Raw genomic sequence first — 27,000 nt, 5'->3', positions numbered from 1 at the left:
CCATCTGCTCCCCTCTGCTCCCGACTCCGCCACGGCCGCAACACGTGCAGCGCTTGGTCACCCACCGGTTCGCCGGGTCGTGAACGGATCAGGCGGGCGGAGTCGCGTCGAGGCTACGCTCGACCAGCCACTCGCGGTACGTCTGCACACCGACCTCGTGCGGGCCACGGGGCAACAGACCGCCCTCGGCCATGCGTCGACCGCCAGGACCGGGCACCGGAACCGGCACTCTCAGCAACCGTCTTCCGGTCGCGCGACAGAACTCTCGGGCCATCTCCGGCACCGTCATCGTGTCAGGGCCGGCGAGTTCGAGCCGATGCGGCACCTCGTCGGCGAGCGCGAGCTCTACCAGACGATCAGCGACCTCCCGCGATGCGACCGGCGCTGAGGTCATGCGCGGCACGAGGGCGATCGGCCCCACCCTCATGCGCCCGAGCATCTGCTCGGCGAATTCGTGGAACTGCGTCGCGCGAAGGATCGAGTACTCGAGCCCGCTTCCCTCGATGACCGACTCCTGCGCGCGCTTGCCCTTGTAGTAGCCGAACTCGATCTCGTCGACGCCGATGATCGACAGCAGCACGTAGCGGCCGACGCCGTGCTGCCGGCATCCGTCGACCAGCGTTCTCGCCATGCGAGTGAAGCGCTCGACCGCGACGGCTTCGTTCTGAGTCAGCACGTTCGAGACGTCGATGAGGGCGTCAGCGCCCGGCAGTGACTCGCCTACTCCACGGCCGGTCATGAGATCGACACCGAGCGATCGGGCCATCGGCACGACGCGCGCACCCCGTTCCTCGAGTCGACGGACGACTTGGGCACCCACCAGGCCCGTCGCGCCCGCCACCGCAACCGTCTTCGGTCGATGCTGCGAAGTCATGCCTCCAGTATCGCGAGGGGCGCGACGCTTTCGGCCGACTCGCCAGACGCGAAGCGAACCTCAGGCGCCCGCAGGGCGGGTCAGAAGGTGGACCCGCTCCTCTAGGTACTCGTCGAAGCGCACTAGGATCTGCGCTTCGGGCGTCCAGCGCACCCGCAACCCGCCGTGGTGCACGACAAGGGGCCCCGGCCCATCGATGAGCGCACCGAGGCCTTCGGGGGTGAGCATGATCTCGCGCGCGTCGAAGTTGATGGTCTCGCCATCCTCGAACCGGCTCCTCGATGCTGCGGCGCGAAACGCCCGCCGTTGCTCGGCCGAAACCGATTGGTAGCCCGGATGCCCCGGCCGCACGGCCCGGGTACTCGTTCCCGTCGCGTAGAGCCTGCCTTCGCGGTCGAGCAGGAACACCCCGAGCCGCCACACCCGCCCCAGCGGACGGAAGACGGCATCCCGGGGAATGACCTTTGCGACGCGACGCGGCGGCACGTACTCGGCGAGGGCCTCGTCGCGGGCGCCGGCTTCCGCGAGCCGACTCGCGATCTCGCGAAGCCGCTCCCTCAACGAAGCGAGGAGCGACTCCAGGGCGTCTTCATTGACTGCGGCCGGAGCGCCTGCCAGGTCGGTCGCGACATCGTCTGGTCCGCTGTCCTCAGCACTGACAGCGACGTCGGCGTCGGCTACTGCTTGGGCCTCGGCCGCTGATGGTTCGCCTGCCTGCTCCTGCGCGTCGCGGTTCACGCCACGGATTGTACGTCCACCGGTCGGCGCCGGCCGGTGCGGCTACTCCTGGCCGCCGCCAGACTTCTCCTGCGCGGCCTTCTGGGCAGCGACATCGGCGTGCACTTTCTCCATGTCGAGCCCCTTGACGGCGTCGATCAGCTGCGTGAACTGCGCGTCGCCGAGAGCACCAGGCTGCGAGTACACCAGCACGTTCTCGCGGAACGCCATGAGGGTCGGGATCGATCGGATGCCGGCCGCTGCCGCCAACTGCTGCTGCTCCTCAGTGTTGACCTTGCCGAAGACGATGTCGTCGTGCGTCTCCGAAGCGCGTTCGAACACCGGGCCGAATGCGCGGCAGGGCCCGCACCACTCCGCCCAGAAGTCGAGGAAGACGATGTCGTTCTCGGAGATGGTCTCGTTGAGGTTCGTTTCGGTGATCTCGATGCTCGCCATGTCGGTTGCAACGCGAGGAATGCCGCGACTATTCCAACAGTGGTGGAAGGCCCGGCACGTCGGTCAGCGGGCCGCACTTCGGCGGGCCGCACTTCACCGGGAAGACGGACGAGCCCGGGCCGCGCGTCTCTCTCGAGAAGCACGAGCCCGGGCTCGTCAATGCATGCGGTGTTCAGCTGGCCGCTCTCGGCATTGCCGCAGGTGAACCGGCGACCGCTCAGCCCATCGACGACAGCAGGTTCGGCAGGAACAGCACGATGTCGGGGAACACCAGCAGGAGCACGATCAGCACTGCCTCGCAGAGCAGGAACGGTGCCACGCCCTTGAATACCGTCTCGAGACGGATGCCGGTCACCCCCGAGATCACGAAGCAGTTCATGCCGACCGGCGGCGTGAGCAGCCCGACCTCGATCAGCTTGACGAGCAAGATCGCGAACCAGACTCCATCGAACCCGAGCGCAGTGACCGTCGGGTACACGATGGGCACGACGATGACCACGATCGCGAGCGAGTCGAGGAACATGCCAAGCGGCACCATCATGAGCAGAATCAGCACCACGATGAGCAGCGGCGGCACATCGAGCTCCGCGAACCACCGCGACAGGTTGTTCGGCACGCGGGCTGACACGAGGAAGTAGGCGAAGATGCCCGCTCCCACGACCACCGCGAACGCCATGCTCGTGACGGATGCCGACTCGGCCAGACCGTCGCGGATCTTGCGCATGACACCGCGCACACCCGAGCGGTAGTGCTCGAATACGAGCGCAACCGTCGCCACCACCGCGGCGATGCCGGCCGACTCAGCCAGCGTCGTGATACCGGTGAAGATGCTGATCACCACTGCCGCGACGATCGCGAGCAACCAGAACAGCGACCGCAACTCGGAGAAGAGCGATGACTGCTCGACAGGGGCAGCGGCGCTCGCCTCAGCACCGAGGGCGACCTCGGCAGACCGGCCGACCCGCATCGACGGAGCGTCACCGCCCGCGATCGCCTCGGCGCGTGCCGCATCGGCAGCGGCGACCGATCCGGCCGCGACCGTCTCGAGCACCTCCTGCTTCTCAGCGATGGCGACCCCGTGCTTCTTTACGAGGATCAACGCGGTGACGATGTACGCGATCGCCGAGAGGACTCCCGGCACGATGCCCGCGCTGAACAGCGCAGCAATCGACTCGCCGCTCATGATCGAGTACATGATGAGGATGATGCTCGGCGGGATGAGAATGCCCAGCGTCGCGCCGATGGCAACGATTCCGGTGGCGAGCTCGGCGCGGTAGCCGTGCCGCATCATCTGCGCCACCGAGATCTTGCCGAGCGTTGCCGCCGTGGCCACGCTCGACCCGGAGATCGCGGCGAAGCCACCGGATGCACCGATCGTTGCGATCGCGAGACCACCCTTGAACCGGCCGGCCACCCGGTTGATCATCGTGTAGATGCGCTCGGGGATCCGGGCTTGTGTGGCCATGGCCCCGAGCATGATGTAGAGCGGGATCACCACGAGCGAGTACTTCGCCGTGGACTCGAATGGCACATTGGCCAACACGCTGTCGGCGACCTTGAACGAGTGCAGCAGCACTGTTCCGACCGCACCGGAGGCGCCGAGCGCCAGGGCGACCGGCATCTCGATGGCCAGCAGCAGGAAGAACAGTGCCAGCACGATGACCACGATGAGCTCAGGCGACATGCGCCACACCTCCTTCGGCCGACGTGGTCGCACTCGCGGGAGCGCGACCGGTCATCAGGACCAGACCTTTCACCAGCAGCACGATCGAGAGAAACGCTGTGCCGGCCGCGACGAACGATCGAGAGGGCCACATCGGGAAGTTCAGCAACCCAGTGCGGAACTCGCCGACGTTGAACGACTCGATGGCGCGCTCGATGAGCTCCCACCCCATCCAGGCGCAGAACACTGCGCCGAGGATGAGAGCGACACCGCGCACGCGGCTCGCCGCGGCCGGCGACAGCCGGTCTGTCAGCAGCGTCACTCGCACGTGCGTCAAGTCGACTTCCGCATTGGCGAACCCGAGGAAGACGGTCATGACGAGCCCGAGTTCGGCGATCTCGAAAATGCCGCGGATCGACTCGCCGGTGAAGCCGCGAAGCACGACCTCCGACGTGACGAGCAGGGCGAGACCGCCGCAGAGCAGCGCGGAGATCACCGCGAGCCCGCGCGTCATCGGCTTGATGACGCGTTCCCAGAGTGCGAGGACGACCACTGGAGTCAGCCTCGGTTCAGGCAGTACTCGACGGGCGGCACGTAGTCGCTGTCAGCCGACGCGACTTCGAGCTTCTGGAGGTAGTCGGCGTAGAACGCATCGATCTGCTCGTCGCTGGCGCCGGCCGACTTCGCCTCGGCGCGCCAGTCGTTGACGAGGGTGTCGCCCACGGCATCCGCCCACTTCTGTGCCTCAGCGTCGGACCACGTGCTGAGCTTCACGCCCTGCTGGTCGACCTTGTCGCAGGTGGCGTCGAAGATCGCGTCGAGGTACTCGCCCGAGAGGCCGCCCCACACCTTTGCGCTGGCGTCGTTCATGATCTTCTGGATGTCGGCGGGCAGCGTGTCCCAGACATCCTTGTTGATGACGGCCATCACGTTGATGAACGAGCCCGACTGGGTGTCGATCATGTACTTCGTGACCTCGCCGAGGTTCCACTCGGTGACCGCCGACTCGAGGCCGGTCGACGACCACGCGTTGATCACGCCGTTCTCGATCGACTCGTAGATCTCGCTCACCGCGATGGCCGAGGGGTTGGCGCCACCGATCTCGAGCGCCTTGAGCATGCGAGCGGTGCCGCGCACCGACAGGCCCTCGAGGCCCTCGTAGCTGCTGATCTCCTGCTTCGCACCGAGGATCGACGTGGTGACCGGCGCGAAGTACAGCGCGTGCACGCCCTGCTTGTCGAACTCGGCCGCGTAGTCGGCGTTGGTGTTGTAGAGCTCCTGCTGGGTCGCGGTCTGAGCGACAGGGTCCTTCGCGACGAACGGCACCGTGACGACGTTCGCCAGCGGGAACTCTGCGGGGTGGAAGGCCGGCGAGGTGTACGCGATGTCGGCGCGGCCGTCCTTGGCGCAGGCGAGACCGTCAAGGGTGGCGCAGAGCGAGCCCATGTAGAACGGCTCGATGTTGACGCGACCGTCGGTCTCTTCCTCGACGATGCTGATCCACTCGTCCATGGCCATCGAGTAGTAGCCCTCGGGCGTCGTGTACGACGTCCAGGTGAGGTCAAAGGTCTCGGCGTCGCCGCTGCCGGAGTCTCCGCCGGTGCCGCTGGCACAACCCGCGAGCAGCAGCGCTGCGGTGGTGGCGGCGCCGATTGCGGAGAACCGCGCAGCGCGTTTGGTGATGGTGGTACCCACTGATTTCCTCTCGGTGTGATTGGACTTCGACTCGTGGAGCCGAAGTTGGGTTCCGATGCCGGGGGTCCAGCACCAGAAGTGTTGAAGGTCGCGCTCAGCCCTCAGAGACCAGTGCCCGCCGAAGCAGGTCGACACGGCTCTCGTGCTGGGTGGTGTATCTGGCGTGCAGCACCTGCGTGTAGTTGCCCTTGGTGCGCGCGATGTGCGCGGCCAGCAGTTCGTCGAGATCGCCCTTGCGTCCACTCACGAAGATGTCGCGGAGTGCGACATGGTCACGGTACGAGTGCCGCCATTCACCGTCGAGGTACACGGCGAGATGCGTGCGCAACGCGGCCACCTGGGCGAGACTCACAGAGAACGTGGCCTGCAGGTACGAGTTGTCGCAGTGGTCGACGAATGCCTGGTGGAAGAACGTGTCGGCGCGTCCGAACGCGCGCATGTCCTGCGCCTCGATCGCCGGTTCCATGAGTTCCACCGCGCGGGCGAGCGCGTCGGCGGTGGCGACCCGGTTGCGCTCGAAGGCCCAGTTCGCCGCCTGGAGCTCCATGGTGGTGCGGAACTCGACCAGCTCGGCGATCTGCTCTTCAGTGGGCACGAACACCGTGGTTCCCGACTTGGGCTTGATCTCGACAAGCCCCTGCGTCTGGAGCTCTCTGAGCGCCTCGCGCACCGGCGTACGACTCACGCCCAGCGCTTCAGCCAGCGAGTCCTCGGATAGCGCCTCGCCCAGACCGATCGAGCCGCTGACGATGGCGTCACGCAATTGGATCGCCACGCGCTCTCCGAGCGACCCGGTACCGCTCCTGCCGAGAGGCGCGCGCCCTTGAGGAATCACCATGCGGCGCTGCTCCTTCCGTCGTCGTCCGGCGGAGCATTCTCCGTTGGACACCGGCTCATGTATACACGACAGGAGCGCGAGGGTCGAATCCCAGAGCATGTATACAATTGCTCGGCGCCACAGGTATCCGAGCGGGTCCCGGGCGGCCGTCGCGCGTCGGCGGCGTTGGATCGCCCAGTGAACGGGCCATGCGAAGGAGCGACAGTGACACTTCTCACGGGAATGACCGCAGCGATCACCGGTGCGGGGCAAGGCATCGGTCGCACCATCGCGCTGCGCCTCGCGGCGCAAGGCGCGAATGTCGTCGTCAGCGACATCGATGCCACCCGCGCTGAAGCGGTCGCCGGCGAGGTGCGCGCGCTGGGCGTCCGATCTGCATCCGTTCGAGCCGACGTCACCTCGGCCGCGGACAATGCCCTGATCGTCGATGCCGCTGCCGACGAGTTCGGCCGGCTCGATCTGATGGTGTGCAACGCCGGCGTGATCCAGGTGAAGCCGTTCCTCGACGTGACGCCAGACGACTGGGACGCGACGTTCGCGGTGAACGTGAAGGGCACCATGCTGTCGATCCAGGCAGCGGCCCGCCAAATGCTGTCACAGGGACCAATGGGCGAAGGCCGGCCGAACGGCAAGATCGTCAACATGGCGTCGATCGCGGGGCGCTACGCAGCGGGCCCGATGGCTCCGATCATCCCCCACTACCGCGCAAGCAAGGCGGCGGTCATCAGCCTCACGCACAGTGCCTCAGCGACGTTCGCGCCCCACATCACGGTCAACGCCATCTGCCCGGGGTTGGTCGACACGGACATGTGGAAGCGCATCGACGCGGAGTGGTCGGCGGTGGCGGGGTGGGAGACCGGAACGGCGTGGAAGACGCGTACCGCTGCCGTACCGCTGGGCCGCCCCCAGCGCAGCGACGACGTCGCAGGCGTGGCGGAATTCCTCGCGTCCCCCGCGGCCGACTACATGACGGGCCAGTCGATCAACATCGACGGCGGACTGACGATGGGGTGACGGATGCCTCAAGAGCACTCCAGCATCCGACACCGAGAGAGAGACCACCGAATGACTCCCGCCCAGCGCCTGCGTGAACTGATCGCGACCGGCGAACCGATCGCCGCCCCCGGCGCGGCCGAGCCGCTGACGGCACGCCTCGTTGAGCAGGCCGGCTTCCCAGCGGTGTACATGACGGGATTCGGGGCGACGGCGATCCGCCTCGGAACGCCGGATATCGGCCTGCTGACGCAGACCGAGATGTCCGATCACGCACGAAACATGACCCGCGCCGTCGGCATCCCGGTCATCGCAGACGCCGACAACGGCTACGGAGGGCCCTCGAACATCGAGCGCACCGTGCACGAGTACATCCAGGCCGGCGTCGCTGCGCTCCACCTCGAGGATCAGAGCAGCCCGAAGCGGTGCGGGCATATGGCTGGCATCCGTCTGCTGGACTCCGGTTCGAGCGTGCGTCGCATCGCAGCCGCTGTCGAGGCCAGAGGCTCCGACGAGCTCGTCATCATCGCCCGCACCGACGCGCTGGGGGTGAGCGGGATGCTCGACGCCATCGAGCGAGCGTCCATGTACCGCGACAGCGGGGCCGACATGGTGTTCATCGATGGCGTGAAGCGCATCGCCGAGGTGGAGGAGATCGCAAAGCGCGTCGAGGGTCCCAAGGTCTTGCCCATCGTCGCCGGCGCGGAGACCGAGCGGCTCACGCTCGACGACGCTCGCGAACTCGGATTCTCGATCGTGCTCTATGCGCTCGATGCGCTATTCGCAGCGACGAAGGCCGCAGCGGAGACTCTCGCCGCGATGCGCCAGGCGGGTCGCTCGGTGCGCGACGAGCGCGCGCTCGGCTACGAGGAGTTCCAGCGCATGGTCGGCATCGAGCATCACCAGGACCTCGACCACCGCTTCGGAGGCTAGGCCGGCACCGGCACGCCTAGCGCTCCCCCGCGTGCGTCTCGAGGAACTCGTACAGTTCGCGATCGTCGATGCCGGGGAACGCTCCGCTCGGCAGCGGCGAGAGGATGTGCGTGTGCAGCCGCGCGCTCGGCCAGGCCTTGCCGTGCCAGCGCTTGGTCAGCTCGGGTGAGGGCTTGCGGCAGCAGGTCTCGTCCGGGCAGCGCGACTGCTGACGGTTCGAGGTGGCACGCCCGCGGAACCACTTCGCCTCGTTGAAGGGCACGCCGATAGTGATGGAGAACTCCTCGGCATCCGTGGTGCCGGTCTGGCTCGACTCCCAGAACGTGCCCTCGGGCGTATCGGTGTACTGGTAGAACTCGGTAGTGCGGTTGGTGCGCGCGAACGCCATGCGGGCCGCCCAGTGGCGGCACACCAACTGCCCCTCGGTCGAGCCAGTGACATCGACCGGGAGTCTGAGCCCATCGTTCTCGTACGCCTTGTACACGGCGCCGTCGTCGCCGACTCGCAGGAAGTGCAACGTCATGTCGAGGTGGCTCGTCGCGAGATTCGTGAATCGCAGAGCGGCCGCTTCATGGGTCACGCCGAACGCGTCGCGGAAGTCCTCCACTGCGATGTTACGGTCGGCCTTGGCCGCCGTCAGGAAGGCGACCGACTGCCGCTGGGGCATCAGGCACGCTGCCGCGAAGTAGTTGATCTCGAGCCGCTGGCGCAGGAACTCGGCGTAGCTCGACGGTTCACTGTGGCTCAGCACGCGGTGGGCCATCGCCTGGAGCGCCATCGATCGCAGTCCATGACCGCCCGGAATCGATGCCGGGGGCAGGTAGATGCGTCCGTTCTCGAGGTCGGTCACCGACCGCGCGGAATGGGGCAGATCGTTGACGTACACGAGAGAGAAGCCCAGCCGCTCGGCCATGAGACCGACCGTGCGGTGGGTGAGAGCGCCCGTGTTGTGGCCGACGCTCTCGAGCAGCTCTTGCGCGACGTCTTCGATCTCGGGGATGTAGTTGTCGCGCGTGCGCATGCGCAGCCGCAGCTCCGTATTCGCGCGCCTCGCCTCTTCCGGGGTTGCGATGGCCTCACGCGAACGACGCTGGAGCTCGCGGTGGAGGCCGACGAGCGCCTCGAGGGTTTCGTCGCTCATGGTGCGCGTGGGCCGCACCACCGGTAGGCCGAGGGCAGCGTACGCGGGACTGCGCTGCGTGCGGTCGAGCTCTATCTCGAGCGCTGCCCGGGGATTCGGAGGAGCCGTGTCGAGCAACTGGGCCACTTCCACGCCGAGCGCCTTCGCGATCGCGCCGAGCAGCGTCACACGCGGTTCGCGCTTGCCGTTCTCCATGAGGGAGAGCTGGCTTCCGGCGATTCCGACTTCTGCGCCCAGCTGATCGAGCGTCAATCCCGCCGCGTTCCTGAAGTGGCGTATGCGCTGACCCAACGTCACAAGATCGTTCACCGCTTCAGAATACCGAAAGAACCTGCCTTCTTTCATTCACCGTGGGCTGGGTGGATCAATTTTCGTCCTGCAGGCTTGTAACACTACAAATTCTTGTCGAAGCCCGAGCGTTGACCACCCCTTCTCGATCGGGCCCGGCGACATCTGAGGAGGTCGGGATGACGATTCCAGTGCTGTCACGTGCGCAGCTGTCACGTGAACACGACACCGAGGCCGCACCCGACTATGCCGACCCGCGCGTGGTGGCATTCGTCGACAAGATCGCGGCACTGACGAAGCCCGACTCGATCGAATGGGTCGACGGTTCCGTCGCCGAGTTCGATCGCCTCACCCGGCTCATGGAGCGTCAGGGCACGCTCACGCGGCTGAACCCCGAGCTGCGCCCCTACAGCTTCCTCGCGCGGAGCAACCCCGACGACGTCGCACGCGTCGAGGCGCGCACCTTCATCTGCTCCGAGAAGGCGCAGGACGCGGGGCCGACCAACAATTGGCGAGCCCCTGCCGAGATGCGCGCGACCCTTGAGCGTCTCTTCGACGGCGCCATGCGCGGGCGCACGATGTACGTCATCCCCTTCGTCATGGGGCCGCTCGATTCGCCCTTCACAAAGGTCGGCATCGAGATCACCGACTCTCCGTACGTCGTCGCGAGCATGGGCATCATGACCCGCATGGGCACCGAGGCGCTCAAGCAGATCGGCCCCGACACCGAGTGGGTGGCAGCCGTCCACTCCGTCGGAGCACCTCTTGCTGAAGGCGAAGCCGATGTGGCCTGGCCGTGCAATGACACGAAGTACATCAGCCACTTCCCCGAAACACGCGAGATCTGGTCGTTCGGCTCCGCCTACGGCGGCAACGCGCTCCTCGCGAAGAAGGGATTCGCCCTTCGCATCGCCTCGGTCCAGGCGCGCGACGAGGGCTGGCTCGCCGAGCACATGCTGCTGTTGAAGATGACGTCGCCGCAGGGCAAGGTCTACCACGTCGCAGCGGCGTTCCCCAGCGCCTGCGGCAAGACGAACCTCGCCATGCTCCGGCCGACGATTCCCGGCTGGAAGGCCGAGACGATCGGCGACGACATCGCTTGGCTCCGCATCGACGACGAGGGTCGCCTTCGCGCTGTGAACCCGGAGGCCGGATTCTTCGGCGTGGCTCCGGGCACCGGCGTGAAGACCAACGCCACTGCGGTCGACACGCTCTGGGGCAACACGATCTTCACCAATGTCGCGCTCACCCCCGAGGGCGACGTCTGGTGGGAGGGGCTCACCGACGAGAAGCCGGAGCGCCTCACCGACTGGCTGGGCAACGAGTGGACCCCGGCATCCAGTTCTCCTGCCGCTCATCCCAATTCGCGGTTCACGGTCGCTGCAAGCCAGTGCCCCATGATCGCCGACGAGTGGGATGACCCGCAGGGCGTCGTCATCGACGCGATCATCTTCGGCGGCCGCCGAGCAACCAACGTGCCCTTGGTGGTAGAGGCGCGCGACTGGGAGCATGGCGTCTTCATCGGCGCCACGGTCTCTTCTGAGCAGACGGCGGCCGCCGAAGGCACTGTCGGGCAACTGCGTCGCGATCCCTTCGCGATGCTGCCCTTCTGCGGGTACAACATGGCCGATTACTGGCAGCACTGGCTCAACGTGGGCGACCGCTTGGGCGAGAATGCGCCGCGCATCTTCCAGGTCAACTGGTTCCGCAAGGACGAGCACGGCAAGTTCCTCTGGCCCGGGTTCGGCGAGAACTCCCGCGTTGTCGACTGGATCCTCCGCCGGGTCGATGGACAGGCGGATGCCGACGAGGCACCGATCGGCAACCTGCCGAAGCGCGACGAGATGAACCTCGACGGCCTCGAGATCTCTGACGACACCTGGCAGAAGCTCTTCGACATCGACGCAAGCCGCTGGCTCGTCGAGACCGACGACATGGAGGCGTTCTTCGAGCGCTTCGGCGAGCGAGTGCCCGAGCGCGTCATCCAGCAGCTGGGCGAGCTGCGTTCCCGCCTGCACGGCGTGGAATGAGTCCCGGGCTCGCTGACCGAGCCGGTGCACTTCGAGCAGGTTTGACGGCGGATGCCGCGGAAATCGTCTTTCGAGACGAGGAGCCGCGGCATCCGCCGTTTCTCGTGCGACGACGCAAGTCGGCGCGTAGCTGCAACCCAGGGAGCCCGTTCGCTCACGATTTTGCGTCTTTGCGGTTCGCCCCAACGTTTTCGTGCCGCACGGCGTCTGAGAATGTGAAGGCTACGAGAGGAGACCGCGTGCTCAATCGCGATGCGTCCGTCAGTCCTTCCGGCGGTTCGGCCACAGTGACGTCCGCGCCGGAAGGTGCTGCCGTCGCGAAGCAGGCGCTGGACGCCGTCGACGGCGGAGCGGCTGCACGCGGCAGCGCGCCCGCCTGGGAGCGCACGGTCGAGCAACTGGTGCGCGAGCGGGGCGATGCATTGCTGCGCTACGCAACGCTGCTCACCGGGAATTCCGACGACGGTGCCGACATGGTGCAGGACGCCCTCGTTCGGACGTTCAGCCGGCTTCAGAACGGGTTCCCGGTTGAACGCGCGGAAGCGTATGTTCGCCGCGCGATCCTCAACAGCACAGTCGATCGCGCGCGACGAGGCAGCCGCTGGCGTCGCATCGCCCCGCTCGCATTCGAGCAGGATGCCCGGCCCTCAGCGAGCGAGGAGACCGACACCCGGCTGGACCTGGCGGGCCAGTTGATGAGATTGGCGCCCAGAGAGCGGGCATGCATCGTGCTGCGCTACTACGAGGACCTGAAAGTCGACGACATCGCTGCGGCTCTTGGCATCAGCTCAGGTGCGGTCAAGCGCTACCTGAGCGACGCGATGGCGAAGCTGTCGTCCGAACTCGGGCGCTCCCAGCCATCCCCCCTTCCGCATGAGGCCGCCACCGCGGAGCGCGGCGCGCACCGACGGGCCGGGTCGCCCGGCGGCGCCGTCGCAGCCGGTTCCCCAGGCGCACACACGATAGGAGCACGGCGATGACCGACGACACCTCGACCGATCGCTCGACTGGCGATCCCGGGAAGCGCCACGGCGCTGACGAAGCGCCGCCCTCGATTGACGAGTCGACGATTCGAGCGGGTCTGCACGACCTCGCTTCTCTCGCCGACGGCAGCACGCTCGACTCGAGCGACATCGCTCGGCGCGCCCGAGCCCGACGGCGACCCCGTCTCGTCGCCATGACCGCGGTGTGCTCGCTCGCCCTCCTGGGCGTCGGCACGGTCGGCGTGCAGGCCCTGCAGCAATGGAACGGGAGCAGTACGGTGACGGATTCCGCCGCTCCCCTTGCCACCGATCACGGCCACGGGGAGGCAGAGATGTCCAACGGCGCGACCGGTGCACACCCGGCACCCGACGACGGCTCTGCAGAAGGCGCTTCAGGCGACGCCAGCGTTCCTGCCCCGCTCCGCTGCGGCGATCCGGCTCCAGCGGCTTCAGCCACCGCTCCGGTCACGGTCGCCGTGGAGGCGCCCCAGGCCGCGCCCGGAGCGAATGCCGTCGAAGCCGACGTCACGATCACGAATACGAGCAGCTCGCGCATCACGGGCTGGACGGCTCCGCTCCCAACACTCGTGATCACCGATGGAGCACGTGTGCTCTGGCATACGCACGGCGCCATGATCGCCCTCGCGGTCGAGGTCGACCTCGCGCCGGGCGCATCTCACACGTTCACGGGGGTGTTCGACGCCGTGTCGTGCACGAGCGACGAAGCCCTCGAGTCAGGCGACACCGCGCCCCTGTCCCCCGGCGGGTACGAGCTCATGGCATCCGTCGATCTGACGCTTGAGGATGGCGGTGCGATCCACGCCGTGTCGGCGCCTGTCTCGCTCACTGTCGGCTGACGCGTTTCCCGAGCCGTCGTAGACTCCGGTCAGAGCCTGCGACGAGAGGATGCCGATGCGCCTTCCAGCTGTGATCGCTGCGGCTGCGCTCGCCTTCGGTTCACTGCTGGGAACCACCGCCGCACCAGCGGAAGCGCCCGTGGATCTCAACGGCGCGTACGTCGTCGACCGCGCCGGGGTGCTCGGGAATCGCCTCGGAGAAGTCGAGACGGCTGTGAAAGGCCTGGCGGCCGACACCGACCTCGGCCTCTACGTCGTGATAGTCGACGCCTTCAGCGACCCCGAGGATCGAACCCGATGGGCGGCGGAGACGGCGACCCGAAACCAGCTCGGCGACCGCGACATGCTGCTGGCGATCGCGGTCGACGACCGCCTGTACCAAGTGGATGTCACCAGCGCCTTCCCCTTGACCGACGCGCAGCTCGCCGACGCGGAGAACACCGCGTTGCTGCCCGCGCTCTCTGCCGACCGCTGGGCAGACGGCATCATCGACTATGCGAAGGCGCTCGGCGAGGCGCGCACAGGGCCCGGGTTCCCGTGGGTGCCGGTGCTCATCGTCGCGGGCATCGTGGTCGTCGTGCTCGTCGTCGTCGCACTCCGACGACGAGGCACCAAGCGGAAGAACGAGGCGAACGCCGAAGCACAACTCCAGTCCCTGCAGCGCCAGGCCGCGGGGCTCCTCGTCGAACTCGACAATGCGATCGGCGCGAGCGAGCAGGAACTGGGCTTCGCGATTGCGCAATTCGGGGAAGACGCGGGCGCGCCCTTCGCGGCCGCGATCGCGAACGCCAAGCAACGCGCGAAAGAGGCGTTCGCGCTGCAACAGCAGCTCGACGACTCCGTGCCCGACACGCCTCAGCAGCGACGCGAATGGAGCGAGCGCATCATCCAGCTCGCCAAAGCCGCAGATGCCGAGCTCGATGCCCAGGCCGACGCCTTCGACCGGCTGCGGGAGCTCGAGACCAACGCTCCCCGCATCCTTGCGCAGCTCCAGGCCGACGCGACGGCACTGGAGACGCGGGTCCGCGACGCCGCCAAGCGGCTGGCCACGATTCAACAGCGCTACTCCCCCCACGCGCTCGAGCCGGTGGCGGCCAACCACGACCAGGCGAACCAATTGCTCGCCTTCCAGCGGGATGCCATGGCCGACGCTGCGCGTGAGCTATCCGAGGGAAAGACAGGAGAAGCGGCCATCGATGTACAGGCCGCGCAGAAGGCCACGGAGCAGATCGATCATCTCCTCGACGCGATAGACCAGCATGGTCGACGACTCGACCAGTCGGCATCGAGCTTGGACGCGGCAGTCCGCGATCTGCGGGGTGACCTCGATCAGGCAGCGACGGTGCGCTCAGGGGGCGATCGAGCCACAGGCGTCGTCGATACGGCTGCGCTCGCCGCGGCCATCAGCGCTGCGCAGAACGCACTCCAGGCCGCCGCCGACCCGGCCGACCCGATCACCTCGCTGGCTGAGGTCGAGCGGGCTCATGGCGGACTCGATCAGCAGCTCGCGGCGGTGCGCGATCAGCAGGCGCAGATCGCTCGCGCCCGCACCGCGCTCGACTCGACGCTGACAGCGGCGCAGGCCCAGCTCGCCGCCGCGAGCGACTTCATCAACACCCGAAGAGGGGGCGTCGGCGCAGAGGCGCGCACGAGATATTCGGAGGGCGAGCGGATGCTGCGCTTCGCGGTCGAGCAAGCGGCCGTCGATCCGGTTCGCGCGCTCGAAGCGGCGCAGCGCGCCCATTCTCTCGGCGCGCAGGCGCTCCAGGCAGCTCAGCGCGACACCAGCACCTTCCAGAACGACCTGGGCAACTGGGGCGGAGGCGGTTCGGGCGGCGGCTTCGGCGGCGGGCTCGGCGGCGCCATCCTCGGCGGCATCATCGGCGGCATGATCAGCGGCGGCGGCCGGGGCGGTTCCTGGGGCGGCGGCGGCTTCCCATCGGGCGGCTCACGTCGAGGCGGCTCACGTCGAGGCGGCGGCTTCGGCGGAGGCTTTGGCGGCGGTTTCGGGGGAGGCCGAGCCGGGAGAGGTTTCGGCGGCTCTGCGCGAGGGGCTCGCGGCGGAGGAGGACGATTCTGAGCTGCCCCAGCCAATCGCATCATCACCAGCAGTGGAACCATGACAAGCACGACCAGCGGGAAAGGACCTCACCCATGACGAAGCAATCGATTCTCGGCCGCATCTCACAGCTCATGCGCGCGAACATCAACGCGTTGCTCGACCAGGCGGAAGACCCTCAGAAGATGCTCGACCAGCTCGTGCGCGACTACACGAACAGCATCGCGGAGGCCGAGCAGGCGGTCGCGCAGACCATCGGCAACTTGCGCCTGATGGAGCAGGACCATCGAGAAGACCTCGAAGCCGCAGCCGATTGGGGCCGCAAAGCGCTCGCCGCGAGCACCAAGGCCGATGAACTGCGAGCCGCAGGCGACACGATCAACGCTGACAAGTTCGATCAGCTCGCGAAGGTCGCGATCGGCAAGCAGATGACCTCGGAGTCGGAGGCGCGCGCCGTTGAACCCACGATCGCGAGCCAGACGCAGGTGGTCGACCAGCTCAAGCGTGGTCTCGAGACCATGCGGCAGAAGCTGAACGAGCTCACCGCCAAGCGCAACGAACTCGTTGCGCGCTCCAAGACGGCGGCAGCGCAGCAGCAGGTGATGGACGCGGTGAAGAGCATCGACGTGCTCGACCCGACCAGCGAGATCGGCCGATTCGAGGAGAAGATCCGCCGGGAAGAGGCGAAGGTGGTCGGTGCTCAGGAGCTCGCGGCATCCAGCCTCGATGCGCAGTTCAACAGTCTGGAGGATCTCGGCAAGCAGTCCGAAGTCGAGGCGCGGCTGGCGCAGCTGAAGTCCGGCGGAGGCTCGGGCGCGATCACGGCCGGCTAGGCCAGGTCGGCTAGGCCCGACCGGTTAGGCCAGGTCGGCTAGGCCCGACCGGTTCCGCTTGGACGCTCGGCGCTTCGTGCGCCCGAGCGGCGGCTACGAGTGGCCGAGCCCTCCGTAGACCGCGAGCAGCGATCGGCTGGAGCCTGCCCAACTGAATTGCTCGGCGTGGCCTCGGGCCCTGGCAGACAGGGTCGCGAGGACCGCCGGGTCTGACAAGAGGCGCTGGATCACGCGGGCCCAATCGACGGGATCGCGCCCATCGACGAGCACCCCGCTACGGCCGTCGGCCACCGATTCGCTCAACCCGCTCGAGCGCGAGGCCACCACGGGTGTTCCGCTCGCGGCAGCCTCAAGGGCGACCAGGCCGAAGGTCTCGGAGTGCGACGGCATCACGCACAGCGCGGCCGAAGCCAGGAGCACCGCGAGCTCGTCACGGTCGAGAGCTCCTACGAAGTGCACGGAGTCGTCGATGCCGAGCTCGTGCGCGACGCCACGCAGAAACGTCAGATATGCGCGCTCCCCCGGCGTGGGTTCGCCGGCGATCACGAGCACTGGGTCCTGCCCGTCGAAGCTGCGCATCGCTCCCACCGCGCGAACTGCCAGTTCCTGCCCCTTGAGAGGCTGCACACGCCCGACCAGGGCGACGATGGGCCGCCCGAGCGGGATGCCGTGTCGCTTGCGGAATGCGGTGGCGTCGCGTGCCCGTTCAGGCGAGAACAGGCCCGTGTCGACGCCCGGCGGGATGACCCAGAGGTTTTCAGCGGGCGCGCCGACGTGGTCGATCAGGCAGTCCACCTCGGCGGTGGATCCCGCGATCACCGCGGCTGCCTGCCCGGCGAGATAGCTCTCGGTCCGTGCGCGTGCGCCGGGCTCCGGCCGGTCGCCGACGGGCAGCGCGCGGTTCTTCATCGCAGCGAGCGTGTGAAAGCTCTGCACGAACGGCACGTCGAGCTCGAGGGCCACCGGTAGAACCGCAAGCCCGCTGAGCCAATAGTGCGCGTGGATCACGTCGTACTCGCGCCGCCGCGCGAGGGCGGCCACCGCTTCCCCGAACTCGTCAGCCACCGCGGCAAGCTGTGCCTTGGTCAGCGCTCCGCCAGGACCGAGTTCGTGCAGACTGATGCGCTCGCCGAGCTCGACCACGCGCTGACCGTCGCTCGCACGAGTGATGAGATCGACCTCGACGCCGAGCCTGGCGAGCTCCGCGGCGAGGGCGCTCACTGCAACGTTCATGCCGCCGGCATCCGCCACTCCCGGGGCAGCAGCGGGCGAGGTGTGCATGCTCACCATCGCCACACGTCGGATGCCCACTGTCACATCGTTACTGTAACGGCGCGGAGTATCGTGCCGATATGCCTTCTGAAGTCGCACCGAGCACGCGCAACACGGGTCGAAGGCTCGGCAGGGCGGCGGCTGACACCGCGCACGGGGCTCGTCTGGCCGTCCTCGCGGCACGCGTCGGCGGCAAGCTCGCGGTGCGCGTCGCCGAGGCAGCGGCGAACGGTGTGGTTCAGGCAGGACGACGGATCCCGGGGGTTCGCGATCTCCTGCTGAACCCCCTCGTCACGCGGCTCGGATTCGCGGCAGCCACGGTCTTCGGCGTTGTGTGGGGCGGCGTGCTGGGAGGCGGGCGCATCCGAGTGCGCAACGGGATGCTGGTGGTCACGGGCCTGCCCGCCTGGGCCTTCGGTCGCGGCGGCACAACCGTGGGCGCCGCGTTCCTCACCGACCGGACCCCGCCAGACCGGGTGATGCGGCATGAGCGCGTGCACAAGGAGCAGTGGCGTCACTATGGGATGGTCCTGCCGGTGCTCTACCTGGCGGCGGGTCGTGATCCCCTGCGCAATCGCTTCGAGATCGAGGCGGGCCTGCGCGACGGCGGCTACCTCTGAGATCGTCGCCCCTGCCAGCAGGACGCCGGACGGGCGAAGCGGAAGACCGGCGCTCGCTCTAGCGTTCGGCGCTCCATGCCGGCGGATGCCGATGCTGCCAGCCGATCGCGGCTTCGAGCTGCGACGCGAGCTTGAACAGGATCTTCTCCTGCCCCGGGCCCGCGAACAGCTGCGCCCCCATCGGGAGGCCCTCGGCGGTCACATGCACAGGCACGCTGATGGCGGGGAGGCCGGCGGCGTTCAGCATGCTCGTGTAGGGCATGACCTGCACCTGCTGCGCGAAGTTCCGTTCCCCATCGTCAGGGTCGTACCACCCGATGGGCCTCGGTGTACAGGCGAGCGTGGGGGTGAGCACCGCATCCCAGGGTTCGATGAGTTCGATCAGGTGCTGCTCGAACTCGGTCAGTGCGGCGAGCGCCTCCGCGAGCCGGGGCGCCCCGAGCGAACGTCCTCGCTCGCGAAGCCACCGGGTGAGCGGTTGCAGAGACGACAGCTGGTCCTCCCCCACCGGCAGTGTCGACGCACCGGCCTGCCAGATCGTGTGGAAGGCGGCCGCGTACTGCTCGTGGCCGGAGAGGCGCAGGATGCCGACATCGTGCCCGAGCGCCTCGAGCTCGCGCACCGCGGAGCCGACGGCATCCGTCGCCTCCTGGTGCTCGACGATGGGGAAGTCGTCGCGCCAGCCGTCCCACGGGGTGCCCTGCAGCACCGCGATGCGGAAGCGCCCCTCCGGCCGGTCGACAGCGGCCAGCCATCCCTGATCGGCGGGCGCACGCGTCGCGAAGCGGTACGGGCCTGCGAGCATGGCCTCGAACAGCAGCGCAGCATCGCCCGTCGTGCGAGCGATCGGCCCGTGCACGCCGAGGCCTCCCAGCATGGTGAGGCCGGTGCCGCTGGGTACGCGGCCGCGCGACGGCTTGAGGCCAACCAGGCCGGTGGCCGCCGCCGGCATCCGGATCGACCCGCCGCCATCAGAGCCCGGCGCGACCGGCAGCATGCCCGCGCTGACGGCGACGGCAGCGCCGCCCGACGATCCACCGGCGCCGAGCTCGGTCCGCCACGGATTGCGGGCCGGTGGCGCCACATCCGACTCGGTGTAGCCAGGGAGCCCGAACTCAGGGGTGTTCGTCTTGCCGAGGCTGATGGTGCCCGCGGCGTCGAGCGCGATCGCGAGGGCATCGCTTCGCTCAGGAACGTAGTGCTCGAACGCCTTCGAGCCATACGTGGTGCGCACGCCCGCGCGCGCGGTGAGATCCTTGTCGGCTGTCGGAAGGCCCCAGAGGGGCGAGTCGTCTGGTCCGGCATCCGCCAATCGACGTGCTCGCTCGCGGGCCGCCTCAGCGGTCACGGTGATGAAGGCGCCGAGCGACTGCGCAGTCTGGTCGAGCAGTGCGATCCGCGCCAGGTAGTGGTCGACCAGCTCGAGCGGGCTCAGTCGGCGGTCGCGCAACAGCCGCAATTGCTCGCGGGCGGTGAGATCGTGGAGCTCGGCCATGACTTCGAGGCTAGCGAAGCGCGAGCTGTAACCGGGGCGGCGTCGAACCGTACGGGGTTCCGGCATAATTTCGAGGGAGATCGGGTCTGAACGGTCCAGAAGGGAATCCATGCCCACTCGTCCTGTGCGCCACCTGCTGCTCCCGATCGCCGCGGTCGCGCTCCTGCTGACCGGCTGCGCCCAGGCGGCGCCCGAGCCGACCCCTGAGCCCGAGCCCTCCAGCGAACCGGAGTCGCCAGTCGTCGAGGAGACGCCCGAGCCCTCCGACGAGCCGGCCGACATGAGGTTCGTGCTGCCAGAGCGGTGCGATGAGATCCTCTCCCCGACTCGCGCCGCCGACTTCGACACCCGCCACCTCGACCTGCTCGGCGGGCCCGGCGGGCAATACGGCACCTCGTACTTCGCGGAGCCCACCGGCGAGGAACGCGCCGGCGGGATCAGCTGCGTCTTCGGAAGCGAGACGATGCAGACGCCCCTCATCGTGCTCTCGGTCGCACCCCTGTCGCCCTCCACCCGCCCCGGGGTCATGAACGACCTGCTGGCGCAGGGGCTCAATGAAGAGCAACGCGAAGAGACCATCCGCTACGAGAAGACCGGCGACTCGCAGATCGTGCCCTCCGAACTGCACATTCTGCGGGGCACGAGCTGGATCTCGGTGATCACATCCCCGGGTGGCGATCAGGCCCACGCCGAGGCACAGCAGCTTGCCGCCGAAGTGGCATCACAGGTCTACCGCTGACACTCTGGTCTACCGCTGACGCTCTGGCCCGTCGACCGGGCCTCGGCGGCCAGGGACACGGGCAGACACTGAGCGGCCGACCGGCTCAGAGCGACTTCTGCAGCAGCACGATGCCGAGCCACCGATCGAACTTGAATCCGACGTGCTCGAGGCGGCCCACCTCGCGGAACCCCGCGCGGAGATGCAGACGGTGCGACGCATCGGCGCCCTCGTCGGACAGCACGGCGATGACCTCGCGGATGCCGGCGGCTCTCGCGCGATCGAGTAGCGCGTCGAGCAGCAAGACCCCGACCCCGCGCCCGGTCGCCGACGCTGCGAGGTAGATGGAGTTCTCCACCGTGTAGCGGTACGCGGCCTTCACACGCCAGGGCGCGAGATACGCGAAGCCCACCACGCCGGAGTCGTCCTCGGCGATGAGGAACGGCAGCGCCTTGGCCACCACCGAGTCGAACTTCGCGACGACTTCCTGCTCGGTCCAGCCGTCCTCATCGAATGTGACAGTGGACGTCGCGACGTAGTGGTTGTAGATCTCGCGCACCGCGCCGAGGTCGCGGGGCTCCGCATCGCGGATGCTGATCCCCGCCGCTCCGGCCGCGGCCCCGTGCATCAGCTGACGTCGCGCTTCCACGTCGTGAACGACCCGATGCCGACGAGGATCGCGGCGATCCCCACCAGCACGAGCGCCCCCTGCCACCATTCGAGCAGCGCCGAACTGCTGCCCGGCGCGGCCGCCATGCTGAGGAAGCTCGCACCCACGAGCGCATCGCTCGCGGCACCGGGAAGGAACTTGCCAACATCTGCGGCCCACTCCCAGACCGCCGCGCCGGTGCGAAGAATCGGCTCGATGAACTGGGTGAACGCGAGCACGATGACGATGGCTGCGACCTGATTCGGCACCAGGGCGCCGAGCCCCACTCCGATGATCGACCACAGCATCAGCGCGAGCACGCCGCGTGCGACCATGAGCCAAGTCTCCTGGTCACCGAGGCCGGTGTCGAGCCCGCCCACTGCCAGCAGCGGAGCGCCGACGAGCAGTGCGATCGCGAACGCGGCGATGCCGAAGACGGCGCCCATGATCGCGAGAGCCACGATCTTGCCCAAGAGCGTTCGTGAACGACGCGGAGTCGTGAGGAACGTGGGCGTGAGCGTCTGATGACGGAACTCGCTGGTCACGGCGAGCGTGCCCAGCAGCACCGGGAACACGTAGCCGATTGAACTGGCCGCGCTGTAGACCAGCTCGTGCATGCCTTCAGGCGCCGGGGCGGCAGCCCCGTCGCCGAGGTCGGCGCCAGTGGAGAAGAGCAGCGCGAACAGCCCGGCGATGAAGGCGACATACGCCACCTCGACGATGAGCAGCACCCACCAGATACGAGTGGTGAGGAGCTTGCGGAACTCGGAGCGGACCAGTCTCATGCTTGCGGGCCCTCCTGGACCAGTTCGAGGAACGCCTGTTCGAGCGCTGCCCGCTCGTCGGCCAGATGACGGAGCGCGACGCCCGAGGCGAGTGCGAGCGCACCGACCGCGATCGCGTCGGTGTGGCGCACGGCGAACCCGCTGTCGCTCTCGCTGAAGATCAGGGAGGCGCCGGCGAGCGCCGAACGCAGACGGTCGCGCTCAGGCGCGTCGACCATGACCACGGCTTCACCACCGAGCCCGCTCAGCTGACCCTGGTAGACCAGTCGGCCCTTGGCGATGATGACGACCTCGTCGACCGTCTGCTGCACCTCGCTGAGCAGATGGGATGAGACCAGCACGGTGCGGCCCTCAGCGGCCAGTTCGCGCAGGAATACCCGGATCCACCGGATCCCTTCGGGGTCGAGTCCGTTGATCGGCTCGTCGAGGATGAGCACTTCGGGGTCTCCGAGCAGCGCGAATGCGAGCCCGAGCCGCTGGCGCATGCCCAGCGAGTACCCGCCGACTCGCCGTCCGGAGTGAGCGCCGAGGCCGACCAGCTCGAGGACCTCGTCGACGCGAGTGATCGGGATGCCGGCGGCATCCGCGTAGACCGCGAGGTGATTGCGTGCGCTGCGCCCCGGGTGGAAGCTCGAGGCCTCGAGCGAGGTGCCCACGGTGCGCAGCGGCGAGTCGAGGTCGCGGTAGCGCTCGCCCCCGATCGTCGCGGTGCCGGAAGTCGGGGCGACGAGACCGAGCAGCATGCGCAGCGTGGTGGTCTTGCCCGCACCGTTCGGGCCGAGGAATCCGGTGACGCGCCCCGGCTCTACCGAGAAGCTGAGATTCGACACGGCCTCCACTGGGCCGAAGCGTTTGGTGAGCGAAGAGACGGCGATCTGTCGGCCTTGGGGCATGCTGACATTGTTTCAGTCTTGAGCGGGGATCGTCCATTCGACGGGAGCCGCCCCCTGCTGGGCGAGCACAGCATTGGCCCGGCTGAAGGGCCGCGAGCCGAAGAATCCGTTCCTCGCCGACAACGGCGACGGGTGCGCCGAGGCGATGACGGGCACATCGCCGAGCAGCGGCTGCAGCTTCTGGGCGTGGCGGCCCCAGAGGATCGCCACGAGCGGCCCGCCTCGCTCGACGAGCGCGGTGATGGCGCGCGCAGTGATCGCCTCCCACCCGAGACCGTGGTGAGAGCCCGCCACTCCGGCCTTCACGGTGAGGACGCGGTTCAGCAGCAGCACCCCCTGCTCTGCCCAGTGACGCAGGTCGCCGTGCAAGGGCATTTCGACTCCGAGGTCGTCGGCGAGTTCGCGATAGATGTTCTTGAGGCTCCGCGGCAGTGGCCGCACGTGCGGCTCGACAGCGAATGCCAGTCCGATCGAGTGACCCGGAGTCGGATAGGGATCCTGGCCGACGATGAGCACTCGCACGTGGTCGAACGGCTCCTGGAACGCACGAAGCACAGCGTCCGCCGGCGGCAGGTAGTGCTCGCCACTCGCACTGCGCTCCGCAAGCGCAGCGACGACTCGTTCCAAGTCAGAAGCAACAGGCGACAGCGCACGGACCCAGCCGGGATCCATGCCCTGGAGCGACGGCACCGCGAGCGCGCCCGAGTTCACTGGCCGATCGTCGCCACGACGACTCCGTCGTCACCGCCGTGAACGCTCCACACGCTCCCAGTGCCGACCACACGAAGCGCGCCCTCGCCGACGATGAGCGCAGTGTGCTCGTCGATGGCGAGCCCGGAGTCGAGCTCGCCGGCCTCGACCGCGGCGATGAGGCGTGTCAGCGTTCCCCACTGCGCAGCGTGCACATCGATGCTCAGGTCGACCAGCCCGATGCCCGCGGCGACGGTGACCTGGTCGAGGTCTTCTCCGCACTGCTCCGAGCACACGGGCACTTCGCCGATGCGCCACCCGCCGATGATCGCGGCGTCGGCAGCGATCATCGCGCCGGCCGAGTAGCCGAGGTAGGGCAGGCCATCGGCCACCAGCAGACGCAGTTGCCCGATGATCGGCTCGACGGCGTCGAGGTATGCCGGGGTCAATCCACCGCCGATGAGCAGACCGTCGATCTCGCTGAGCACGGCGGTCTCGAGCGACTCGCCTTCGAGCAGCAGCGAAGTGACCGGTTCGACCGGAGCGGCGTCGCGCAGCATCCGCTCGAAGTCGTCACGGTACCGCTCGCCGCCATCGCGCTCGGCGACGACCAGGACGAGCGCGACTCGCGGCACGGCGCGACCGGAGGCGCTCGCCCGCTGGGCGCACTCCTCGAGGAACGGGACGAATACGGCGCCCGCGTCTCTGGGCGGCCAGCCCCCGCCGACCAGGTGAATGCTCATGGGTGAGAGCGTAATCGCACCGAGCCACCCGGCACGTCGTACCCGATTCCGCCGCCTCCATCCGGCACCCGCCGGCCCGTTCGACCCCCGATCGGCCGACATGGCGTGCCCCATTCGGGGGGATTATGCTGCGAACCGATGATCGAACCGGCCGCCGCGACAACTGATCGCACGCCGCCGCCTCGCGTCCCGATGTGGGATACGGCTCGCTTCCTCTGTGTAGCACTCGTCGTGATCGGGCACGCCATCCAGCGGCTCATCCACGACAGCGACCTCGCGCTCGGCGTCTATCTCTTCATCTACGCCTGGCACATGCCGGCCTTCGCGCTCATCAGCGGCTACTTCTCAAAGGCGGGACCGCCGACAGAGCTGCGCATGAGGCGGATGATCACCGACATCCTGCTGCCCTACGCCATCATGGAGTCGCTCTGGACGACGGTGAAGTTCGTGGTCGAAGGACGACGGGTGTTCGACCCCACGACGCCCTCTTGGACGCTCTGGTTCCTGCTGGCGCTCGCGATCTTCCGGCTGATCCTCCCCTACCTCGCGCTCATCCGGTGGCCTCTGCTGCTCGCGATCGCGGCCTCGGTGGGCATCGGCTACCTCGACAATGTCGACAAGACGTTCTCGCTGTCCCGGGCCATCGGCATCCTCCCGTTCTTCGTGCTCGGCTGGCGAATGCGCGAATGGGATCTGGTGCGCCGCTGGTTCTCCGGCCTCATCCCCCGCTGGCCCGTGCGCATCGCGGCGGTCGCGCTCTTCGCGGCATGGGCCGTGATCGTCTGGATCGGCATCGACCTCTGGCGCCAGACCGACCTGCGCTACTGGTTCTTCTACGACCGCGCCTACGACCGCCTCGGCGATGCGGAATGGTGGTTCGGGCTCGTCCGGCTCGGAGTGCTGATGCTCGGAGCGGTGCTGGCCATCGCGTTCCTCACGCTCGTGACCAACCGGCAGCTGTGGATCACGCCCTTCGGCCGCTCGACGATGTACATCTACCTGCTGCACAGCTTCGCGCTCTACCCGCTGAGGGAGTCCGGGATCCTAGAGGGCACCGCGGCACCGAATCTGCTGCTCGTGACCATGATCGCCGTGGGCGCGGCGCTATCGGTACTGCTCGGCACGAGTCCGGTGCGGCGGTTCTTCCAACCGCTCATCGAGCCCCGCGCCGAATGGCTGTTCCGTGAGAGCGAGAGCGAATCGCGCCGAACGTCCAGACCCGGGCCGACGGGATCAGGCTGAAGGTGTGCAGCACGTTGCATTACGCCATGTTGCTCGGCCATTGACCCGCTTTCGCAGCGCTGCCTATCGTGACTCTGCGAGCGGGGCACCAGCCTCGTCCCCGAGCCTGACGCCCACCACCCCAAGGAGCACCCCATGAGCGACTGGAAGTTCGAAACCCTGCAGATCCACGCCGGCGCTGCGCCCGACCCGACCACGAACGCGCGTGCCACGCCGATCTACAAGACCACCTCATACGTGTTCGACAGCACCGAGCACGCCCAGAACCTGTTCTCGCTCGCCGAGAGCGGCAACATCTACACGCGCATCATGAACCCGACCCAGGCCGTCGTCGAAGAGCGCGTCGCCGCACTCGAAGGCGGCACCGGTGCGCTGCTGCTCGCTTCGGGTCAGGCCGCCTCGACCTTCGCGGTGCTGAACATCGCGCAGGCGGGCGACCACATCGTGTCATCGTCGTCGATCTACGGCGGCACGTACAACCTGTTCAAGTACTCGCTCGCGAAGCTCGGCATCGAGGTCACCTTCGTCGAGAACCAGGACGATGTCGACGAGTGGGCGCGCGCCGTGCGCCCGAACACGAAGCTCTTCTTCGCCGAGACCATCGGCAACCCGAAGATCAACGTGCTCGACATCAGCGCCGTCGCCGAGGTGGCGCACCAGAACGACGTGCCGCTCATCGTCGACAACACCATCGCGACGCCCTACCTCATCAAGCCGCTCGAGCACGGTGCCGACATCGTCGTGCACTCGGCGACGAAGTTCCTCGGTGGCCACGGCGTCGTGATCGGCGGCGTGATCGTCGATGGCGGACGATTCCAGTGGTCGAAGCACGCCGACAAGTTCCCTGGCCTCACCGAGCCCGACGCCTCGTACCACGGCGTGAGCTACACCGGCGTGCTCGGCGATGGAGTGGCCTACATCATCAAGGCGCGGGTGCAACTGCTGCGCGACCTCGGCGCGGCCATCTCGCCCGACAGCGCATTCACGCTGCTGCAGGGGATCGAGACCCTGAGCCTGCGCATCGAGCGCCACGTGCAGAACGCACAGGCGGTCGCCGAGTGGCTCGAGAACCACCCTGATGTGGCCTCGGTGAACTACTCGGGCCTCCCGTCGAGCCCCTGGTACGCGACCGCCAACAAGGTGGCGCCGAAGGGTGTGGGAGCGGTGCTCTCGTTCGAGCTCAAGGGCGGGGTCGACGCGGGCCGCGCGTTCGTCGACAACCTCAAGCTCTTCAGCCACCTGGCGAACATCGGCGACGTCCGCAGCCTCGTGATCCACCCGGCATCGACGACGCACTCGCAGTTGACTCCTGAGCAGCAGCTCACCACCGGTGTGACGCCGGGGCTGGTGCGCCTCTCGGTCGGGCTCGAGCACATCGATGACATCAAGGCCGATCTCGAGGCCGGCTTCGCTGCCGCGCGCAAGGTGGTGGCGGCGAGCGTCAACGCTTAAGCCGTATCGGAGCGAACTCCTTCTGACGAGCGGATGCCGCGGGCGCGAGCCTGCGGCATCCGCTCGTCTTGTCTGCCGCCG

25 protein-coding genes and 1 pseudogene are annotated in these 27,000 nt (G+C 67.9%); 11 read left to right on the top strand and 15 right to left on the bottom strand.

Annotation, left to right across the window (positions count from 1 at the left end; genetic code table 11):
- Positions 1–88: 88 nt before the first annotated feature.
- From QF206_RS00550 to QF206_RS00520, 7 genes are all read right to left on the bottom strand, one after another.
- Positions 89–874, bottom strand: a complete 786-nt coding sequence (locus QF206_RS00550; RefSeq protein ID WP_281487252.1) for an SDR family oxidoreductase — start codon at positions 872–874, stop codon at positions 89–91.
- A 60-nt stretch (positions 875–934) separates the two neighbouring features.
- Entirely contained in the window at positions 935–1,612 is a 678-nt protein-coding gene (locus tag QF206_RS00545) for a hypothetical protein (RefSeq protein ID WP_281487251.1), read from the bottom strand.
- A 42-nt stretch (positions 1,613–1,654) separates the two neighbouring features.
- Positions 1,655–2,047 (bottom strand): thioredoxin, encoded by a 393-nt coding sequence (trxA, locus tag QF206_RS00540; RefSeq protein WP_281487250.1) that lies wholly within the window; start codon positions 2,045–2,047, stop codon positions 1,655–1,657.
- 217 nt (positions 2,048–2,264) lie between these two features.
- On the bottom strand, positions 2,265–3,731 hold the full coding sequence (locus tag QF206_RS00535) for a TRAP transporter large permease (protein WP_281487249.1): 1,467 nt from the start codon (positions 3,729–3,731) through the stop codon (positions 2,265–2,267).
- Positions 3,721–4,263, bottom strand: a complete 543-nt coding sequence (locus QF206_RS00530) for a TRAP transporter small permease (RefSeq protein WP_281487248.1) — start codon at positions 4,261–4,263, stop codon at positions 3,721–3,723. The genes QF206_RS00535 and QF206_RS00530 overlap by 11 nt, the downstream gene beginning before the upstream one ends.
- A gap of 5 nt (positions 4,264–4,268) precedes the next feature.
- Entirely contained in the window at positions 4,269–5,405 is a 1,137-nt protein-coding gene (dctP, locus tag QF206_RS00525) for a TRAP transporter substrate-binding protein DctP (protein WP_281487247.1), read from the bottom strand.
- A 94-nt stretch (positions 5,406–5,499) separates the two neighbouring features.
- Positions 5,500–6,243: a GntR family transcriptional regulator gene (locus tag QF206_RS00520; RefSeq protein WP_281487246.1), complete on the bottom strand. Its 744-nt coding sequence runs from the start codon at positions 6,241–6,243 to the stop codon at positions 5,500–5,502.
- A 204-nt stretch (positions 6,244–6,447) separates the two neighbouring features.
- Here QF206_RS00520 and QF206_RS00515 point away from each other — a divergent pair, with 204 nt between their 5' ends.
- Complete coding sequence (locus QF206_RS00515) at positions 6,448–7,257, top strand: SDR family NAD(P)-dependent oxidoreductase (RefSeq protein WP_281487245.1); 810 nt, start codon at positions 6,448–6,450, stop codon at positions 7,255–7,257.
- A gap of 51 nt (positions 7,258–7,308) precedes the next feature.
- Positions 7,309–8,169, top strand: a complete 861-nt coding sequence (locus QF206_RS00510; RefSeq protein ID WP_281487244.1) for an isocitrate lyase/PEP mutase family protein — start codon at positions 7,309–7,311, stop codon at positions 8,167–8,169.
- 16 nt (positions 8,170–8,185) lie between these two features.
- Here QF206_RS00510 and QF206_RS00505 read toward each other — a convergent pair whose 3' ends face one another.
- On the bottom strand, positions 8,186–9,655 hold the full coding sequence (locus QF206_RS00505) for an XRE family transcriptional regulator (protein WP_281487243.1): 1,470 nt from the start codon (positions 9,653–9,655) through the stop codon (positions 8,186–8,188).
- A gap of 122 nt (positions 9,656–9,777) precedes the next feature.
- Here QF206_RS00505 and QF206_RS00500 point away from each other — a divergent pair, with 122 nt between their 5' ends.
- From QF206_RS00500 to QF206_RS00480, 5 genes are all read left to right on the top strand, one after another.
- Positions 9,778–11,628: a phosphoenolpyruvate carboxykinase (GTP) gene (locus QF206_RS00500; RefSeq protein ID WP_281487242.1), complete on the top strand. Its 1,851-nt coding sequence runs from the start codon at positions 9,778–9,780 to the stop codon at positions 11,626–11,628.
- Between the two features lie 41 nt (positions 11,629–11,669).
- Complete coding sequence (locus QF206_RS00495) at positions 11,670–12,608, top strand: RNA polymerase sigma factor (RefSeq protein ID WP_281487241.1); 939 nt, start codon at positions 11,670–11,672, stop codon at positions 12,606–12,608.
- Positions 12,605–13,468, top strand: a complete 864-nt coding sequence (locus QF206_RS00490) for a hypothetical protein (RefSeq protein ID WP_281487240.1) — start codon at positions 12,605–12,607, stop codon at positions 13,466–13,468. Before QF206_RS00495 ends, QF206_RS00490 begins: the two co-directional genes overlap by 4 nt.
- Before the next feature lie 55 nt (positions 13,469–13,523).
- On the top strand, positions 13,524–15,548 hold the full coding sequence (locus tag QF206_RS00485; RefSeq protein ID WP_281487239.1) for a TPM domain-containing protein: 2,025 nt from the start codon (positions 13,524–13,526) through the stop codon (positions 15,546–15,548).
- A 74-nt stretch (positions 15,549–15,622) separates the two neighbouring features.
- Positions 15,623–16,360 carry a PspA/IM30 family protein gene (locus QF206_RS00480; protein WP_281487238.1) on the top strand — a complete coding sequence of 246 codons (738 nt, stop codon included), beginning with the start codon at positions 15,623–15,625 and terminating at the stop codon, positions 16,358–16,360.
- Positions 16,361–16,453: 93 nt separating this feature from the next.
- On the opposite strand, the gene QF206_RS00475 is transcribed toward QF206_RS00480, so the two are convergent.
- A complete protein-coding gene (locus QF206_RS00475; RefSeq protein ID WP_281487237.1) occupies positions 16,454–17,677 on the bottom strand; it encodes a glycosyltransferase in 1,224 nt (407 codons plus the stop codon).
- A gap of 35 nt (positions 17,678–17,712) precedes the next feature.
- Here QF206_RS00475 and QF206_RS00470 point away from each other — a divergent pair, with 35 nt between their 5' ends.
- Positions 17,713–18,252 carry a Fe-S oxidoreductase gene (locus QF206_RS00470; RefSeq protein ID WP_281487236.1) on the top strand — a complete coding sequence of 180 codons (540 nt, stop codon included), beginning with the start codon at positions 17,713–17,715 and terminating at the stop codon, positions 18,250–18,252.
- A 58-nt stretch (positions 18,253–18,310) separates the two neighbouring features.
- Here the strand turns inward: QF206_RS00470 and QF206_RS00465 are convergent, their stop codons facing one another.
- On the bottom strand, positions 18,311–19,747 hold the full coding sequence (locus tag QF206_RS00465) for an amidase (RefSeq protein WP_281487235.1): 1,437 nt from the start codon (positions 19,745–19,747) through the stop codon (positions 18,311–18,313).
- Between the two features lie 109 nt (positions 19,748–19,856).
- Between QF206_RS00465 and QF206_RS00460 the strand changes: the two genes are divergently transcribed.
- Positions 19,857–20,486: a hypothetical protein gene (locus tag QF206_RS00460; protein WP_281487234.1), complete on the top strand. Its 630-nt coding sequence runs from the start codon at positions 19,857–19,859 to the stop codon at positions 20,484–20,486.
- Positions 20,487–20,571: 85 nt separating this feature from the next.
- On the opposite strand, the gene QF206_RS00455 is transcribed toward QF206_RS00460, so the two are convergent.
- From QF206_RS00455 to QF206_RS00435, 5 genes are read right to left on the bottom strand one after another with little or no spacing between them, the layout of a single operon-like run.
- Positions 20,572–21,093: a GNAT family N-acetyltransferase gene (locus tag QF206_RS00455; RefSeq protein ID WP_281487233.1), complete on the bottom strand. Its 522-nt coding sequence runs from the start codon at positions 21,091–21,093 to the stop codon at positions 20,572–20,574.
- Positions 21,093–21,899 (bottom strand): ABC transporter permease, encoded by an 807-nt coding sequence (locus QF206_RS00450; RefSeq protein ID WP_281487232.1) that lies wholly within the window; start codon positions 21,897–21,899, stop codon positions 21,093–21,095. Before QF206_RS00450 ends, QF206_RS00455 begins: the two co-directional genes overlap by 1 nt.
- Positions 21,896–22,792 (bottom strand): ABC transporter ATP-binding protein, encoded by an 897-nt coding sequence (locus tag QF206_RS00445; protein WP_281487231.1) that lies wholly within the window; start codon positions 22,790–22,792, stop codon positions 21,896–21,898. The genes QF206_RS00450 and QF206_RS00445 overlap by 4 nt, the downstream gene beginning before the upstream one ends.
- A gap of 12 nt (positions 22,793–22,804) precedes the next feature.
- Positions 22,805–23,464, bottom strand: coding sequence for a uracil-DNA glycosylase (locus tag QF206_RS00440; RefSeq protein WP_281488092.1), 660 nt, complete (start codon positions 23,462–23,464; stop codon positions 22,805–22,807).
- A 35-nt stretch (positions 23,465–23,499) separates the two neighbouring features.
- Positions 23,500–24,225 (bottom strand): Type 1 glutamine amidotransferase-like domain-containing protein, encoded by a 726-nt coding sequence (locus QF206_RS00435; protein WP_281487230.1) that lies wholly within the window; start codon positions 24,223–24,225, stop codon positions 23,500–23,502.
- A gap of 138 nt (positions 24,226–24,363) precedes the next feature.
- Between QF206_RS00435 and QF206_RS00430 the strand changes: the two genes are divergently transcribed.
- Together QF206_RS00430 and QF206_RS00425 are read left to right on the top strand one after the other, a co-directional pair.
- Positions 24,364–25,467, top strand: a complete 1,104-nt coding sequence (locus QF206_RS00430; protein ID WP_281487229.1) for an acyltransferase family protein — start codon at positions 24,364–24,366, stop codon at positions 25,465–25,467.
- A 132-nt stretch (positions 25,468–25,599) separates the two neighbouring features.
- A pseudogene (locus QF206_RS00425) lies at positions 25,600–26,919 on the top strand (bifunctional o-acetylhomoserine/o-acetylserine sulfhydrylase); the annotation flags it as partial.
- Between the last annotated feature and the right edge of the window lie 81 nt (positions 26,920–27,000).

The organism is Ruicaihuangia caeni, assembly GCF_029952955.1.
Lineage (GTDB): Bacteria > Actinomycetota > Actinomycetes > Actinomycetales > Microbacteriaceae > Ruicaihuangia > Ruicaihuangia caeni.
The sequence above is the reverse complement of the archived record's forward strand: the minus strand, read 5'-3'. Positions and strand labels throughout refer to the sequence as shown.

Excerpts from the sequence above, each read along its gene's own strand:
- QF206_RS00465 (WP_281487235.1), bottom strand. The coding sequence starts at position 19,747 with ATGGCCGAGCTCCACGATCTCACCGCCCGCGAGCAATTGCGGCTGTTG.
- QF206_RS00485 (WP_281487239.1), top strand. The coding sequence starts at position 13,524 with ATGCGCCTTCCAGCTGTGATCGCTGCGGCTGCGCTCGCCTTCGGTTCA.
- QF206_RS00535 (WP_281487249.1), bottom strand. The coding sequence starts at position 3,731 with ATGTCGCCTGAGCTCATCGTGGTCATCGTGCTGGCACTGTTCTTCCTG.
- QF206_RS00510 (WP_281487244.1), top strand. The coding sequence starts at position 7,309 with ATGACTCCCGCCCAGCGCCTGCGTGAACTGATCGCGACCGGCGAACCG.
- QF206_RS00500 (WP_281487242.1), top strand. The coding sequence starts at position 9,778 with ATGACGATTCCAGTGCTGTCACGTGCGCAGCTGTCACGTGAACACGAC.
- QF206_RS00450 (WP_281487232.1), bottom strand. The coding sequence starts at position 21,899 with ATGAGACTGGTCCGCTCCGAGTTCCGCAAGCTCCTCACCACTCGTATC.
- QF206_RS00455 (WP_281487233.1), bottom strand. The coding sequence starts at position 21,093 with ATGCACGGGGCCGCGGCCGGAGCGGCGGGGATCAGCATCCGCGATGCG.
- QF206_RS00460 (WP_281487234.1), top strand. The coding sequence starts at position 19,857 with ATGCCCACTCGTCCTGTGCGCCACCTGCTGCTCCCGATCGCCGCGGTC.
- QF206_RS00435 (WP_281487230.1), bottom strand. The coding sequence starts at position 24,225 with ATGAGCATTCACCTGGTCGGCGGGGGCTGGCCGCCCAGAGACGCGGGC.
- QF206_RS00550 (WP_281487252.1), bottom strand. The coding sequence starts at position 874 with ATGACTTCGCAGCATCGACCGAAGACGGTTGCGGTGGCGGGCGCGACG.
- QF206_RS00430 (WP_281487229.1), top strand. The coding sequence starts at position 24,364 with ATGATCGAACCGGCCGCCGCGACAACTGATCGCACGCCGCCGCCTCGC.
- QF206_RS00470 (WP_281487236.1), top strand. The coding sequence starts at position 17,713 with ATGCCTTCTGAAGTCGCACCGAGCACGCGCAACACGGGTCGAAGGCTC.
- QF206_RS00440 (WP_281488092.1), bottom strand. The coding sequence starts at position 23,464 with ATGGATCCCGGCTGGGTCCGTGCGCTGTCGCCTGTTGCTTCTGACTTG.
- QF206_RS00505 (WP_281487243.1), bottom strand. The coding sequence starts at position 9,655 with ATGAAAGAAGGCAGGTTCTTTCGGTATTCTGAAGCGGTGAACGATCTT.
- QF206_RS00480 (WP_281487238.1), top strand. The coding sequence starts at position 15,623 with ATGACGAAGCAATCGATTCTCGGCCGCATCTCACAGCTCATGCGCGCG.
- trxA (WP_281487250.1), bottom strand. The coding sequence starts at position 2,047 with ATGGCGAGCATCGAGATCACCGAAACGAACCTCAACGAGACCATCTCC.
- QF206_RS00445 (WP_281487231.1), bottom strand. The coding sequence starts at position 22,792 with ATGCCCCAAGGCCGACAGATCGCCGTCTCTTCGCTCACCAAACGCTTC.
- QF206_RS00490 (WP_281487240.1), top strand. The coding sequence starts at position 12,605 with ATGACCGACGACACCTCGACCGATCGCTCGACTGGCGATCCCGGGAAG.
- QF206_RS00520 (WP_281487246.1), bottom strand. The coding sequence starts at position 6,243 with ATGGTGATTCCTCAAGGGCGCGCGCCTCTCGGCAGGAGCGGTACCGGG.